A 15,192-nucleotide genomic window follows, 5' to 3' on the forward strand; every position below is an offset into this window, starting at 1 on the left:
TTTTTTGTAACCGATCCAATGCGCGTTGGCGAATCAGAATGGCAGTTTCATACCCGGTGGCAGTTGCATGCCAGCGGTCATGCCGGACATTTTGTCCTGGCTGTTGGCTTCGATCTTGCGCACAGCGTCGTTGACGGCAGCGGCGAATACAGCTTCCAGCATCTCTTTGTCGTCTTCGCTCAGGCCTTCGACCAGGCTTGGGTCGATGGTCACACGCTTGACGTCGTGACGACCGGTCATTACCACGGTGACCATATCGCCACCGGCTTTACCGGTGACTTCGGCGTTGGCCAGCTCTTCCTGCATCTTGGCCATTTTTTCCTGCATCTGCTGCGCCTGCTTCATCAGGCCGGCCATGCCACCTTTCATCATGGGAATCACCTCAAAAGTACTTGGATAAAAACAGCGCCCGGCCGTTGGGGTCAAGCGCCTTCAGTTATTAGCCCTGAATGACCAGAGCCTCGACAGGTTCAATAGTATCGTGACGGACCACCGCCCCGAACTGCTGCATCATTTGCTGGATGAACGGATCGCCATGGATCGACTCCTCGGCCTCGCGCTGACGGTTGGCCCGACGCCGGGACGCGGCCTGGGCCGGGGTTTCCTGCTCGGGCTTGATCAGCTCCATGCTCAGGGTCAGCGTACGCCCATGAAACTGGTTCAGCGCATCATTGAGGCGACGTTGTTGCGTGGCGTTGAACAAGGCGCTGTGGGCCGGGTCCAGGTGCAACAGCCAGTTGTCGCCATCGACGGCGATCAGCGTGCAGTTGGCGGCGATGCTGCCGGTCATGCCGGACACCGGCAATTTCGGGAACAGCTCCAGCCATTGCAGGGCCAGGCCCGTGGCTGGCATCGCGGCCGGTTCAGGCTCGGGTTCCGGCGCAGGTTCGGCGGTGTGCTCACTGGCCAGATCGTCGAGGTAGCTGTAGGCCGAATCCATGTCCGGCTCGATGTAATCCTCGTCCAGCGGCGGCTCGTCGTCCGGGTCCATGCCTGGCGTCGCGGCATCGACTTCGGCCACGGACGGCTCCGGGATCGGCGCAGCGGCCCATTCCGGGGCGTCCGGCACCACGCTGTCCGGCGTCGGCATGGGCATCGGTGGCAATTCGGGTTGTTCGCCGGCCGTTTCCAGCACCGGCTCGACAGCGGGTTGCTGGACAACCTCGGGCTCTACCGGATCGTTCCAGGGCAGATCAACGACTTCCTCGATCGCTACGGGCTCGACCACAGGCTCGGGCTCAGGCACGGCCACGGGCGCGATTGATTCAGGCTCAACTGCCGGGACAGGGGCCAGTGTAACCACGGGCGCCACCGGAGCCGGTGCAACCGCCGCAACGACTACCGGCGCAACAACCGGCGCGGCAGCCACTGAGTTTGCGGAATCAACTGTGGCCTGGCTGATCCCCACTGGCTTTAGCGGTTGCCTCGGCGCGTCCGAGGTGTCTGCCGGCCGGAACGCGAGCATTCGCAGCAGGACCATTTCGAAGCCGCCGCGCGGGTCCGGTGCCAGCGGCAAATCCCGGCGACCAATCAGGCCCATCTGATAATAGAACTGCACGTCTTCGGCCGGCAGCGCCTGGGCCAGTGCCAGCACCCGATCGCGATCGCCATGGCCGTTGTCGACACCTTCAGGCAAGGCCTGGGCGATGGCGACGCGATGCAGCACGTTGAGAATTTCCGAAAGCACGCCGTTCCAGTCCGGGCCTTGTTCGGCCAGATGCCGCACGGCCTCGAGCAACGCCTTGGCGTCGCCTTCGATCAGCGCATGCAGGACGTCGTAGACCTGGCCATGATCGAGGGTGCCAAGCATTGCCCGCACGTCGGCGGCCAGCACCTTGCCTTCACCGAAGGCGATGGCCTGGTCGGTCAGGCTCATGGCGTCACGCATCGAACCGTCGGCAGCGCGGCCCAGCAGCCACAGTGCGTCATCTTCGAACGGCACGTTCTCGACGCTCAGCACGTGGGTCAGATGCTCGACCACCCGCTCCGGGGTCATGTTCTTCAGGGAGAATTGCAGGCACCGCGAGAGAATCGTTGCCGGAAGTTTCTGCGGATCGGTGGTGGCCAGGATGAACTTGACGTAGGGCGGCGGCTCTTCGAGGGTTTTCAACAGCGCATTGAAGGAATGGCTGGAGAGCATGTGCACTTCGTCGATCAGGTAGACCTTGAAGCGCCCACGACTCGGCGCGTACTGCACGTTGTCGAGCAGCTCGCGGGTGTCTTCGACCTTGGTCCGGCTCGCGGCGTCGATCTCGATCAGGTCGACGAAGCGGCCTTCATCGATCTCGCGGCACACCGAGCACTCGCCACAGGGGGTCGAAGTGATACCTGTTTCACAGTTCAGGCATTTGGCAATGATCCGCGCGATGGTGGTCTTGCCGACCCCGCGCGTACCGGTAAACAGGTACGCGTGGTGCAGCCGCTGGCTGTCCAAGGCATTGATCAGAGCCTTGAGCACATGGGTCTGGCCGACCATTTCGCCGAACGAGCGCGGACGCCATTTACGTGCAAGAACCTGATAACTCATCGAAAACCGTCGCAACGAAGGAACAGAAGCGGCTAATGCTAGCGGAGCAAGGCCAAAATTGCATCCGGTGCGCTCGTCTAATCTGGCTAAGCTGCATGTTGAAGAGCTTTTATCGGCCCAGGATTGAGCCGTTCCGGAGCATTTATGCGTTTTGCCTTGGGGGCACTGCTGTGGGTCAGCCTGAGCGTCGCGGCCGCCGAAGCGCCGTTGCGCTTCGTGGTGGCCGACAGTTTGGCCATGCCCATGGCGCAAATCGAGCACGGCCGGCCGGCCAGCAACTGCAAAGCCTGGCGCTGGTGCATGAACAAGCCGTCGGTTGCTATGTGCGCAACGACCCCAAGGTGCCTGTACAACGCATTCTGCGTACGTTGCTGCAAATGAAAATGTCCGGGGAAATCGATGACATCATCCGGCTCTATACCGGTATCCCTGATACCAACCCGTAGCAGCTGCCGAAGGCTGCGTTCGGCGGCGTAGCCGTCGTCAGAACAGGCTCTGCGGTCTTTCAGTTAAACCGTGAACTCAGGATTTACGACTGCTGCGCAGCCTTCGGCAGCTGCTACAGGGAGCGCTTGATCGCGGTCGAGTGCCTGCCATTGCAACGGAGCGACAAACCCCGCCACCCAGTCCAGCACTTCCCCGGGCGGCATGGGGCGGGCGATGAAATAGCCTTGAGCAACGTCGCATCCCAGCCGCAACAGCAATGCACCGTGCTCAAGGCTTTCCAGCCCCTCGGCAATCACCTGCCGGTCGAACGCCCGGGCCAGGCCAATGACCGCCGTGGTCAGGGCCAGATCGTCACGATCGATCAGAATGTCGCGCACAAACGACTTATCGATCTTGATGGTTTGGGTTCGTAAACGCTTGAGGTAGCTCAGGGACGAGCACCCCGTGCCAAAGTCACCCAAGGAAAACTGCACCCCCAACGCCTGACAGGCCTGCAAACAGGCGCTGACATGCTGGATATTCTCGATCGCCACCGACTCGACGATTTCCAGATCGAGCATCTGCGGAGCGACCTGGGCATGTCGAGCGAGTACGTGCCTGAGCCGGTCGACGAAATCCGCGCGCTGAAAATGTCGCGCCGCAATGTTGATGCTGACCGGCCAGCCCTGCCCCACTTGCTGCCAACGATGCAACTGCGACAGCACCTGGTCCATCACCCATTCGCCGATATCGATGATCAGGTCCGTATCCTCCACCAGCGGCAAAAACTCCCGAGGTGGCACCATGCCGTTTTGCGGATGCTCCCAACGCAGCAATGCCTCGAAACCGACGACCTCGCCACGGCGCATGTTCACCTTGGGCTGAAAATGCAGGCGCAACTCACCGGCGACCAGCGCTTGACGCACCCGCTCGACGGTCTGGTGAGTGGCCTTGACCTCCTGATCCCGGGAAACATCGAACAGATGAAAGCGGTTTCGCCCGCTCTGCTTGGCCACATACATCGCCTGATCGGCGTGCCGCAGAAGGGTTTCGGCATCTTCGTTGTCGTGGGGGAACAGGGTGACGCCGATACTGGCGAACACATTGATGTCCTTGCCGTGCAGCGTGTAAGGCGCCGAGATCGCCCCCAGCACACGGTTCAGCGCCCCGCACAATTCCGGCAGATCACGCACGTAACGCAACACCAGCACAAATTCGTCACCGGCCAGTCGCGCTACCACGTCTTCGCCGCGCACAATGTCGCGCAGACGCTTGGCCACTTCCACCAGCAACATATCGCCACTGGCATGACCGTAACCATCGTTGACCGCCTTGAACCCGTCGAGGTCGAGCATGCACACCGCCAGCGGAATGTTTTCATTCCGAGAGAATTCCAGCGCCTGATCCAGCAAATCCGACAGGAAAGCGCGATTGGGTAGCCCGGTCAGCACATCATGCCCGACCCGCCATTGCAGGGATTGCAGCAGTTGGCGTTTCTCGCTGATATCGAAACGAATCGACAGGTATCGGTGAATGCACCCGGTGTCATTATCGAGCACTGGCACCATGGTGCTGTCGACCCAATACAGGCTGCCATCCTTGGCGCGATTACAGATTTCGCCCTTCCAGATATTGCCCAGGGCGATGGTGCGCCACATGGCGGCGAAGAAATCAGCGGAATGCAGGCCGGAGTTCAGCAAGCTATGGTTCTGCCCGAGCAACTCCTCGCGGCTATAGCCGGACACAGCACAGAATTGATCGTTGACGTAGGTAATCCGGCCGTTCAGATCGGTCTCGGAAAAAATGGCGGCAGCATCCACGGCCCTGCGGTATTTCTCATCCATGAGTCAGGCTCACTGTCGCTAGCGGTGGTACCGCTCGACCAGCGCAGGATGCCCGGAAGAGATGTTTTGAGACGTACTGCGCAGAGACACGTTATCACTCCATGAACAGCATTTGATGGCCCCCGGACCAAACAGGCTCAAAGGCCTCGGGCAAGGCAGCAACACCGACTCTGGTAACATTTCGCGAGGATTTCAGATCGCTAACGGCTTCTCCATATACCCGCCAAAGGAGGACAATGCTGGCTGTTTCATATCGCCTAAACTTCAGAAAGCAGCTCATCAAAACCTCCTTCGAAGCGGCGATTCTACGAAATGCATCACATTTTGCAAAGCAAGGTGATGGATCATGCAGTTGCCTAATGCAAAAATCTATCGTTAAGTTCTTGATTCTAAATGGGAATTGAGCGATGCAAATTTCAAGTTTGGGTCTGGCCATCCGACGCTACCGCAAGGTCGCAGGGCTTACTCAGGCTGAACTCGGCGAAAAAACCGGTTTTGACCCCAAAACCATCAGCCGCTTCGAAACCGGCACCTATACCCCCAGCGTGGAAGCACTGTTTTTGCTAGCCGACGTGCTGGGCGTGAAGCTGAAAGCCTTTTTCGCAGATCTGGGCGACGAAGATGAACAGCGGGCGTACCTGTTCAGCGTCATACACAAAGCCACCCCGAAGGATCTGGGAAAGCTGATCGCAGCGGTTGACCAGGCCTTGTCCAAGCCTTAGTGCCAGTAAATGAAAAAAAAGAGGCCGAGCTGTCGAATGCGACAGATCGGCCTCTTTTTTATATCCCGCTCTTCAATTCGGAAACGACGAAACACCGCCCTGGATGAGCTCCATGGCAGGGGAAACAAAACAGTATTTTTAGATAGAAAACACGAAAGAGGGTTCGTGTTGCGTTATGGAGGCAACCCCACCAGCCACACCCCGGCACACAATGTTCCCGCTGTGGCTGCTGCCTTCCGGCTCTGACCAGGTTCACGGGTAATCGTTGCGGGGGGACCGATGGGGTCACCATAACGACGCTCACCTGACGGCGAGCCGCGCCATTGTACCTATCTGAGACGAAGTTACAACCGTTCGGGCGGATTAAAAAATATGAGCCGCTTCAAGGACATGCGCCGACCTTAAAAGATCGCAGCCTGCGGCAGCTCCTACATGGATCGGCGCACATCAAGGAGCTGCCGAAGGCTGCGATCTTTTGATCCTATTGCGCCAACACCTCATCCGCCCTGCCGCCCTCTTGCTGGATCACCAAGTGAATGAAGTGCAACTTGGCAATCACCGCCGATGGCAGGACGAACGGATAGAAATCCGGCTGGCCCATGCTGCGTGACAATTCATTGAGCATGCCGGCCAGTTCGATCCATGCATTGACGAACGACAGGAACGCCGGGGCGCCGGGGTGCTGCGGATCGAATAGCGTGCTGGGCGCAAACGGCTGGTAATCGAAATCCATTTCCCGGGCACTCATGCCAAAACCCAGCGCAGTGTCCACCGCATCCATCATGTGCAGGTAGTGAGCCCAGGTTTCCGCCCAGTCTTCCCAGGGGTGCATGGTGGCGTAGGCGCTGACGTAATGTTGCTGCCAGTCGAGCGGCGCGCCTTGCCGGTAATGCCGATCGAGGGACTCGGCATAACGCTCACGCTCGTCGCCGAACAGGCTGCGGAACGGTTCCAGCCAACCGCTGTTGGCGACCAGCCGATCCCAATAGTAATGCCCTGTTTCATGGCGAAAATGCCCCAGCAGCGTGCGATAGGGTTCGTGCATTTGCACGCGAACCTGCTCGCGGTGGGCGTCGTCGGCCTCTTTGATATCGAGGGTGATCAAACCGTTGGCATGCCCGGTGGTCGGCGTTTTGCCTTTGAGGTCGATACCGATGAAATCGAAGGCCAGACCGGTCTCTTCGTCCACGGCTTTCGGAATGACCTGCAAGCCCAGACTGAGCAACTGCGCCACCAGACGACGCTTGGCGATTTCCACTTTACGCCAGCGCTCGTGATTTTCCGGGACCGACAGATCGGGGATGGTGCGATTCAGGCTACAGGCGATGCACAACCCGTCATGATCATTGGCCGGCAGCAGCCAGTTGCAGGCGGCCGGGGAATCGAGATTGGCGCAACGGCGGAACACACCGGCGTCAGGATCGGCGTCGAGCAACCAGATATCCACTTGCGGGCCAGATTGCAACGACGACAAGCGACTCTGCTGCGGCTGATAGCCCAGCGCCGCCGAGCAGGCCAGGCACTGGCTGTTGCGAAAGAACAGCGACTGCCCGCAGCGACAATGCCAGACCTTGCCATTGCGCGAATGCTCTCCCATGACGGGCGCGGCGATGCGCGAGCTGAGCTGTTCGAAGAAGCGGTACATGGCGATCTCTCCCTGGGGCCTGCGAAGACTAGATCATTCCCACCCGAAGATCTTGTGGCGAGGGAGCTTGCTCCCGTTGGGCTGCGTAGCGGCCCCAGAACCAACAACCGCGATTTGTCAGACATACGCAGGTCTTGCGACGGCTTCGCCGCCGAACGGGAGCAAGCTCCCTCGCCACAGGTCTCTGTTAGATCGAGATGTTGTATTCCTTCAGACGAGCCACAAACGCTTCTTCATCCAGCACCTTCAACCCCAGCTCATTGGCCTTGGCCAGCTTCGAGCCCGCGCCCGGCCCGGCGACCACGCAATGGGTCTTGGCCGACACCGAACCGGCCACCTTGGCGCCGAGGCTTTCAAGTTTGTCCTTGACAACGTCGCGACTCATCAGCTCCAGTGAACCGGTCAGCACCCAGGTCTGCCCGGCCAGCGGCAATCCTTCGACAACTTTTTTCTCGCTCTGCCAATGCATGCCGAAATCGCGCAGCTGCTTTTCAGCGGCGTCGGCGAGCTGACGGTTTTGCGTCACTGCAAAGAACTCCCGAACCGAGGTAGCCTGCTTCTCCGGCAACGCCTGACGCATGTCCAGCCAATCAGCACTCATCACTGCTTCAAGCGAGCCGAATTTGTCGGCAAGCTTCTGCGCCCCGCCCGGCCCGACCGAAGAAATGCTCAGCTTGTCGAGAAAACCGCCAAGCGTGGTGCTTGCAGAGAATTCGGCACCCAACGCTCCCTGATCCTGAATCTGCAGGCCGTGCTTCAACAGATTGGCAATCACCTGCCGGTTATGCGCGTCTTCAAAGAAGCTGTGAATCTCGTGAGCCACTTCCAGCCCGACATCCGGCAAGTACGTGAGCACCTGCGGCAACGCCTGCTGAACCCGCTCCAGCGAGCCGAGAGAACGTGCGAGCACCTTGGCCGTTTCTTCACCGACATCGGGAATGCCCAAGGCGTAGATAAACCGCGCCAGACTTGGTTGCTTGCTGTCTTCGATGGCGCCGAGCAGGTTCTTGCTCGACAGCTCGGCAAAGCCTTCCAGGTCGACGATCTGCTCGAACGTCAGGGCATAGAGATCGGCCGGCGAACTCACCAGGCCCTCGTCCACCAGCTGCTCGACGCTCTTCTCGCCCAGCCCTTCGATGTCCATCGCGCGGCGCGAAACGAAGTGAATGATCGCTTGCTTGAGTTGTGCACCGCAGGCCAGACGACCCACGCAGCGATACACCGCGCCTTCGCTGATGGTCTCGCGCCCCTTGCTGCGCTTGATCAGTTGCGTGCGTTCGACATGGGAACCGCAGACCGGGCACTGCTCGGGAATCTGTACTGGCCGGGCATTCTCCGGACGGCGCTCGGCGACCACTTGCACCACTTGCGGAATCACGTCACCGGCGCGGCGGATGATCACGGTGTCACCGATCATCAGCCCCAGCCGGGCAACTTCATCCATATTGTGCAACGTCGCATTGGCCACGGTGACACCCGCGACCTTGACCGGCTTCAAACGTGCCACCGGCGTCACGGCACCGGTGCGGCCGACCTGGAATTCCACATCGAGCAATTCGGTGAGCTCTTCCATGGCCGGGAATTTGTGGGCAATCGCCCAGCGCGGTTCGCGAGCGCGAAACCCCAGCTCGCGCTGGGACGCAATGCTGTTGACCTTGAACACCACGCCGTCGATCTCATAGGGCAACGCGATACGACGCTCGCCGATGTCACGGTAGTAATCCAGGCATTCATCGATGCCATGGGCCAGTTTCAGCTCATGGCTGATCGGCATACCCCAGGCTTTGAGTTGCTGCAGATTGCCAATGTGCGTGTCGGCAATATCCGCCGAAATCTGGCCGATACCGTAGCAGCAGAATTCCAGCGGACGGTTGGCGGTGATCTTCGAATCCAGCTGCCGCAAACTGCCCGCCGCCGCGTTACGCGGGTTGGCGAAGGTCTTGCCGCCGACTTCCAGTTGCGTGGCGTTGAGCCGCTCGAAACCAGCCTTGGACATGAACACTTCGCCGCGCACTTCCAGGGTCGCCGGCCAGCCGCTGCCATGCAGCTTGAGCGGGATATTGCGCACGGTGCGCACATTGACGCTGATGTCTTCGCCGGTGGTGCCATCGCCGCGAGTGGCGCCACGCACCAGCATACCGTCCTGATACAGCAGGCTGACCGCCAGACCATCGAGCTTGGGTTCGCAGCTGTATTCCACCGCCGCGCCAGCGCCGAACAGGTCACCGACCGGCAGGTCCAGCCCTTCCGTTACCCGACGATCGAATTCGCGCATGTCGGTTTCTTCGAATGCGTTGCCAAGGCTGAGCATCGGCACTTCATGACGCACCTGAGTGAACGCCGACAGCGCCGCGCTGCCGACACGCTGGGTTGGCGAGTCGCTGGTGATCAGTTCGGGATGGGCTGCTTCGAGGGCTTTGAGCTCATGGAACAACCGATCGTATTCGGCGTCCGGAATGCTTGGTTCGTCCAGCACGTGGTAACGGTAGTTGTGCTGATCGAGCTCGGCGCGCAGCTCTAGAATGCGGGTTTTGGCGGCGGTCATGGGTGTTCTCTCATAAAGCAAAAGAGCAGCCGAGGCTGCTCTATCTCATTTCATCAAGATCAAGAGATCGCAGCCTCGTTTCACTCGACAGCTCCTACAGGGTTCGCGATTTTCTGTAGGAGCTGTCGAGTGAAACGAGGCTGCGATCTTTTGACTCAGCGCTTCTGGGTCAGGGCGCGACGTTCAAACTCGACGATGCGCTGACGGTAGTGCTCAATCGTTTGGGCAGTCAGTACGCTGCGCTGGTCGTCTTTCAGTTCACCATTCAGTTCCTGGGACAGTTTGCGTGCCGCAGCCACCATCACGTCGAAGGCTTGCTTCGGATGACGCGGGCCTGGCAGGCCGAGGAAGAAGCTCACCGCCGGAGTGCTGAAATGATCGATGTCATCCAGGTCGAAGACACCCGGCTTGACCGCGTTGGCCATGGAGAACAGGACTTCGCCGTTACCGGCCATGCTTTCGTGGCGGTGGAAAATGTCCATCTCGCCGAAACGCAGACCGCTCTCCAGAATGTTCTGCAACAGCGCCGGGCCCTTGAAGCCTGCCGGGTCGCGGCAGATCACGCTGATCACCAGCACTTCTTCGGCTTGCGGCTGATCTTTATCGGCCGGGCCGGCGGATTTGGTGTCATCCGGGAAATCGTTGTCACGGCTGCTGAAGCTCGGGCCGCCATCGAGGTCCAGGTTGAGGTTCAAGTCGCCTTGCGATGGCTCGCCATGGCCACGCTTGCCGCGCTTGGAACCCGACTCGCGAGGTTCACGGGCAGGCATGCTCACCGACGGCAGATCGTGCTCGTCCAGTTGCGGTTCTTTATGGGTATCCAACACCCGGGGCGGGCCCAACAGCTCGGCGCTGGTGTCCTCGTCCGGCAAGTTGGACAGACTTCGGTCAAGACGGAATTTCAGTTTTCCCTTGCCGCCGCGCATGCGACGCCAGCCATCGAAAAGAATACCGGCAATGACAATAATGCCGATGACGATCAGCCACTCGCGCAGACCGATTTCCATGTAATCCCGTGCCTCTATAAAAAATGCTGAAAAATAAGGGGTTTACATTGTGTAAACCGCTTTAAAACGTGGCGCCAACTCTATGTTCTGACAGGCGTTTTGCCCACGTATACGAAAAATTGACATTAAACTAGCACGACCAAAGATAACTTTACACCGTCTGTCACAGTGGCTTGCGCGAATTATGTCGAATGGCCAGCAAGTTAAGGCAGGTAAAAAGCCCTACAACTCAAAATTACTTGCCCTACATGCAATGACTCAAGCGTCCACCATCGCCATCGCCTCCTCCACATCCACTGCCACCAGACGCGAGCAACCCGGTTCGTGCATCGTCACCCCCATCAATTGGTCGGCCATTTCCATGGCGATCTTGTTGTGGGTGATGTAGATGAACTGCACCGTCTGCGACATCTCTTTGACCAGCCGTGCGTAGCGCCCGACGTTAGCGTCATCCAATGGTGCGTCAACCTCATCGAGCATGCAGAACGGTGCCGGGTTCAACTTGAAGATGGCAAATACCAGAGCCAATGCGGTCAGGGCCTTTTCGCCACCGGAGAGCAAATGGATGGTGCTGTTCTTCTTTCCTGGCGGCTGCGCCATGATCGTTACCCCTGTATCGAGTAGATCTTCGCCCGTCAGTTCCAAATACGCGCGTCCTCCACCGAAAACTTTTGGGAAAAGGGCCTGTAAACCGCCATTGATCTGATCAAAGGTATCCTTGAAGCGGTTTCGGGTTTCCTTGTCGATCTTGCGAATCACGTTCTCGAGGGTGTCCAGCGCTTCCACCAGATCGTCGTTCTGCGCATCCAGATAACGTTTACGCTCGGATTGCTGCTGGTATTCGTCGATGGCCGCGAGGTTGATCGCGCCGAGGCGCTGAATCCGCGCGGCAATGCGCTCGATTTCTTCCTCGGCGTCTTTCTCGTTGGCCCCGGCCACCAGCGTGGCGAGCACGCCATGGAGGTCGTAGCCGTCCTCGAGCAATTGATCCTGCAAGGTCTTGCGCCGCACCGTCAGCGCTTGCCATTCCATGCGTTGCTGTTCGAGCTGACTGCGAATCAACTGGGATTGCTGCTCGGCCTGGGTACGGCGCTTTTCCGCATCGCGCAGTTCGCGGTCGGCGTCTTCCATGGCGATTTGCGCGGTCTTGAGTTCTTCGTCGACGGTCATGCGTTTGTCGAGCAACTCTTCGAGCTTCAGCCGCAGCTCTTCCAGCGGCGCCTCGCCCTCTTCCAGGTTGAGGCTCAGCTGCTCGCGCTTCTCGGTCAGGCGCTCGGACTGCATTTCCAGCCGCTCCAGCGCCTGACGCGTCGAGTCGTGTTGCGCCTTCAGCGAACCGAGGCGCACCGCCAATTGATGCGCATGGTCCTTGTGCTGCCGGGCTTCCTGACGCACCCGATCGAGACGCTCGCGCAGGCTGTCGCGCTGGGCCAGCAGCAACTCGCGCTGCTCGGTATCCAGCGCCATGGCGTCGAGCGCTTCCTGCAATTGCAGGCGCGCTTCGCCGATGTTTTCGTGTTCCAGGGCGCGCTGCTCGCTCAGCTCCGTGAGCTCTTCATCGAGACGGGTGCGGCGCAGGGTCAACTGTTCGACCTTGGCTTTGCCGGCGGACAACTGGGCTTTCAATTCGCCTTGCTGACGGGCTTCGTCTTGCAGCAGACGACGCAAATGTTCGCGGCCGTTTTCCTGCTGACGCTGTTGCGCCCTGAGATTCTGAAGTTGGGTTTCCAGGGTTTCGACCGTGGCTTCGCGCTCTTCGCGCTCAAGGCCCAGCCGCTGGATTTCCTGACCACGGGCGAGCACGCCGCTTTCCGCTTCGCTGGCCCGGCGCACACGCAAGAAGTGTCGGCCGACCCAGTAACCGTCGCGGCTGATCAGGCTTTGCCCGGCGGCCAATTGCCCGCGCAAGGCCAAGGCCTGCTCAAGGCTGTCGACCGGCTTGACCTGCCCCAGCCACGGCGACAGATCGATCTGCGCCTCGACCTTGTCGAGCAAACTGCCGGGCACGCGCGCGCCATCGCTGGCCGGGCTGAGCAAACGCAAATCGCCTTGGGCAAACCCGGCCAGATCGAAATCACCGAAGTCATCCACCAGCACCGCTTGCAGGTCGGCACCGAGTACGGTTTCCACCGCCAGCTCCCAACCGGCCTCGACCTTCAGGCCTTCGGCCAGACGCGGACGATCCGCCAGATGCTGTTCGCGCAGCCATTCGGCGGTGCCGGTACCCGGATCGAGCGCGGCTTGCTGCAAGGCCTCAAGCGATGCGAGACGCCCGTTGAGCCGCTGCAAATCACCCTGCGCCTGCTGCTGCGCCGAGAGCGCTTGCTGCAATTCCTGACGCAGTTGCTCGAGGCGTTCGACTTGCGCTTCTTCACTGGCCTGCAAGTCTTCGAGCGTGGCCTCGGACGCGGCCAACTGCTCGCTGAGTTCCATGATCGCCGCGTCTTCCGGGTCCGCAGAAAGTAACGCGCGCTCTTCGCCAAGACGCTTCTGGCGATCGGCCAAACGCTCCATGCTGGTTTCCAGCTGCTGGATCCGCGACTGCTGAACTTCGGCCTGACGGCGCGGCTCGGCGGCGGTGAGGTTGAAGGTGTCCCACTGCTCCTGCCAGCCGTGCATGGTGGTTTCGGATTCTTCGAGCGCGGCAGCCGCTTCTTCGGCGGCGGCGCTGGTGACTTCCTGTTCCGGCGTGAGCATGTCCAGCTCTTCACCCAAGGTCAGCAGCAAGGTGCGGTCGTGGCCCAAGTGAGACTCGGTTTCCAGCCGTGCGCGCTCGGCTTCTTTCAGGTCGTCCTGCAATTGACGCAAGCGCTGCTGACCGTGCTGGATGCTCTGCTCGACCCGGGCGATGTCGCCGCCGACCGAATAGAAACGCCCCTGCACCAGATTGAAGCGCTCGGACAAGTCGTGATGCCCGTCACGCAGGCGCTCGATGGCCGCGTCGGCGTTGCGCTGCTCGGCCACCAGGGCTTCGAAGGTGATTTCCTGGGTGCCGATGATCGACTCGCGCTGGCCGACCTGCTCGTTCAACGCCTGCCAGCGCAGAGCCGACAGCTGGGCCTTGAGCTGACGCTCTTCGCCCTTGTATTCCTGATACTTCTTGGCGGCCTCGGCCTGGCGGTGCAAGCGTTCAAGCTGACGCTCGAGCTCTTCGCGCAGGTCGGTCAGGCGGGCAAGGTTTTCGTGGGTGCGACGGATGCGGTTTTCGGTTTCGCGTCGGCGCTCCTTGTACTTGGAAATGCCCGCCGCTTCTTCGATAAAGTTACGCAGGTCTTCGGGCTTGGACTCGATCAGCTTGGAGATCATCCCCTGCTCGATAATCGAATAGCTGCGCGGGCCGAGGCCGGTACCCAGAAAGATGTCGGTGATATCGCGGCGGCGGCACTTGGTGCCGTTGAGGTAGTAGGTGGTCTGGCTGTCGCGGGTTACTTTGCGGCGAATGGAAATTTCCGCATAAGCAGCCCATTCGCCGAGCAGGGTGCCGTCGGAGTTATCGAACACCAGCTCGATGCTCGCCTGGCTCACCGGTTTGCGGCTGGTGGAGCCGTTGAAGATGACGTCGGTCATCGACTCGCCGCGCAGGTTCTTGGCCGAGCTCTCGCCCATCACCCAACGCACGGCGTCGATGATGTTCGACTTGCCGCAACCATTGGGCCCGACCACCGCCGCCATGTTACTGGGGAAGTTCACCGTGGTTGGGTCGACGAAGGATTTGAACCCCGCCAGCTTAATGCACTTGAGCCGCACGCTTAAGCGACCGTCAAGGCAGAAACCACCAGATCGCAACTGCGCTGGGCATACGCCGTCAGCACCACACGGATCTGCGCAAAGTCACGGGCCAGCACGGCGGCGAGCAAGCGTTCGAACAGCTCCAGAAACTCGCTCATCGAGGCCTTGCGCTGGTCCAGTGCGAGGAAATACGCGCGGCTCATGGCCGGCTGCAGATTCTCGACGGTTTCCTGCAAGTACGGGTTATTGGCGAACGGATACGCAGCGCGCATCACGCTGAAGCTGTCGTCGACGAAGGTGCGGATATCCTGGCGCTCGTAGCTGGCGGTCAGGCGCTGCTGGATCTGCACGAACGGCGCCATGTCGGCCTGGACTTGCCAGCCGCTGGCCACGGCGTTGCCAAGCAGGATGTACAGCTCGCTCATCAGCGTGCACAGGCTCTGCACCTTGTGCGCCGTCAGCTCGGTCACATGGGCGCCACGTCGCGGCAAAATCGCGATCAAGTGGCGGCGCTCGAGGATCAGCAAGGCCTCACGGACTGAACCGCGGCTGACATTGAGGGCCAGCGTGACCTTCTGTTCCTGGATGCGCTCCCCCGGCTTCATTTCGCCGCGAATGATACGTTCGGCGAGGTGGTGAGCGATTTGCTCGGCGAGGCTGTCCGGCGCCTTGAACGTCATGGTTTTCCTTCAAACTCTTCGATCTGCACAAGCGGCGCAGTGTAGCGCAATTGATGGGTCATGGCGG

At 60.2% G+C, this 15,192-nt stretch carries 9 protein-coding genes, 1 other RNA gene and 1 pseudogene; 2 read left to right on the forward strand and 9 right to left on the reverse strand.

The features are described 5' to 3' along the window. Positions 1-33: 33 nt before the first annotated feature. A complete protein-coding gene (locus AACY49_RS12265) occupies positions 34-372 on the reverse strand; it encodes a YbaB/EbfC family nucleoid-associated protein (RefSeq protein WP_008028561.1) in 339 nt (112 codons plus the stop codon). A gap of 67 nt (positions 373-439) precedes the next feature. Further along, a complete protein-coding gene (gene dnaX, locus AACY49_RS12270) occupies positions 440-2,527 on the reverse strand; it encodes a DNA polymerase III subunit gamma/tau (RefSeq protein WP_339523963.1) in 2,088 nt (695 codons plus the stop codon). Positions 2,528-2,799: 272 nt separating this feature from the next. Here dnaX and AACY49_RS31805 point away from each other — a divergent pair. After that, positions 2,800-2,973 (forward strand): annotated as a pseudogene (locus tag AACY49_RS31805) (amino acid ABC transporter substrate-binding protein); the annotation flags it as partial. Between the two features lie 63 nt (positions 2,974-3,036). Here AACY49_RS31805 and AACY49_RS12280 read toward each other — a convergent pair. Further along, entirely contained in the window at positions 3,037-4,797 is a 1,761-nt protein-coding gene (locus AACY49_RS12280; RefSeq protein ID WP_339523964.1) for a putative bifunctional diguanylate cyclase/phosphodiesterase, read from the reverse strand. A gap of 407 nt (positions 4,798-5,204) precedes the next feature. Between AACY49_RS12280 and AACY49_RS12285 the strand changes: the two genes are divergently transcribed. Beyond that, positions 5,205-5,519, forward strand: a complete 315-nt coding sequence (locus AACY49_RS12285; RefSeq protein WP_258696753.1) for a helix-turn-helix domain-containing protein — start codon at positions 5,205-5,207, stop codon at positions 5,517-5,519. A 185-nt stretch (positions 5,520-5,704) separates the two neighbouring features. Here AACY49_RS12285 and ffs read toward each other — a convergent pair. The 6 genes from ffs to AACY49_RS12315 all read right to left on the reverse strand — a co-directional run bounded on the left by ffs (position 5,705) and on the right by AACY49_RS12315 (position 15,125). Beyond that, positions 5,705-5,801, reverse strand: an RNA gene (gene ffs / locus AACY49_RS12290) — signal recognition particle sRNA small type. Positions 5,802-6,000: 199 nt separating this feature from the next. Next, a complete protein-coding gene (locus AACY49_RS12295; protein WP_339523966.1) occupies positions 6,001-7,164 on the reverse strand; it encodes a zinc-binding metallopeptidase family protein in 1,164 nt (387 codons plus the stop codon). A gap of 187 nt (positions 7,165-7,351) precedes the next feature. Beyond that, the gene (ligA, locus tag AACY49_RS12300; RefSeq protein WP_339523968.1) at positions 7,352-9,709 is read right to left on the reverse strand and encodes an NAD-dependent DNA ligase LigA; all 2,358 of its coding nucleotides are present in this window, start codon (positions 9,707-9,709) and stop codon (positions 7,352-7,354) included. Positions 9,710-9,864: 155 nt separating this feature from the next. Further along, positions 9,865-10,716 (reverse strand): cell division protein ZipA, encoded by an 852-nt coding sequence (gene zipA, locus AACY49_RS12305; protein WP_258696756.1) that lies wholly within the window; start codon positions 10,714-10,716, stop codon positions 9,865-9,867. Positions 10,717-10,974: 258 nt separating this feature from the next. Beyond that, the gene (gene smc / locus AACY49_RS12310; protein ID WP_339523971.1) at positions 10,975-14,463 is read right to left on the reverse strand and encodes a chromosome segregation protein SMC; all 3,489 of its coding nucleotides are present in this window, start codon (positions 14,461-14,463) and stop codon (positions 10,975-10,977) included. A gap of 2 nt (positions 14,464-14,465) precedes the next feature. Then, the gene (locus AACY49_RS12315; RefSeq protein ID WP_320391235.1) at positions 14,466-15,125 is read right to left on the reverse strand and encodes a GntR family transcriptional regulator; all 660 of its coding nucleotides are present in this window, start codon (positions 15,123-15,125) and stop codon (positions 14,466-14,468) included. Between the last annotated feature and the right edge of the window lie 67 nt (positions 15,126-15,192).

Origin of the sequence: Pseudomonas sp. EL_65y_Pfl2_R96 (assembly GCF_963970905.1) — a bacterium.
In the GTDB taxonomy this organism is placed as follows: Bacteria; Pseudomonadota; Gammaproteobacteria; order Pseudomonadales; family Pseudomonadaceae; genus Aquipseudomonas.

Bases quoted from the DNA above. Each gene is read 5' to 3' on its own strand.
- AACY49_RS12265 (WP_008028561.1), bottom strand. From the start codon at position 372: ATGATGAAAGGTGGCATGGCCGGCCTGATGAAGCAGGCGCAGCAGATG.
- dnaX (WP_339523963.1), bottom strand. From the start codon at position 2,527: ATGAGTTATCAGGTTCTTGCACGTAAATGGCGTCCGCGCTCGTTCGGC.
- AACY49_RS12280 (WP_339523964.1), bottom strand. From the start codon at position 4,797: ATGGATGAGAAATACCGCAGGGCCGTGGATGCTGCCGCCATTTTTTCC.
- AACY49_RS12285 (WP_258696753.1), top strand. From the start codon at position 5,205: ATGCAAATTTCAAGTTTGGGTCTGGCCATCCGACGCTACCGCAAGGTC.
- AACY49_RS12295 (WP_339523966.1), bottom strand. From the start codon at position 7,164: ATGTACCGCTTCTTCGAACAGCTCAGCTCGCGCATCGCCGCGCCCGTC.
- ligA (WP_339523968.1), bottom strand. From the start codon at position 9,709: ATGACCGCCGCCAAAACCCGCATTCTAGAGCTGCGCGCCGAGCTCGAT.
- zipA (WP_258696756.1), bottom strand. From the start codon at position 10,716: ATGGAAATCGGTCTGCGCGAGTGGCTGATCGTCATCGGCATTATTGTC.
- AACY49_RS12315 (WP_320391235.1), bottom strand. From the start codon at position 15,125: ATGACGTTCAAGGCGCCGGACAGCCTCGCCGAGCAAATCGCTCACCAC.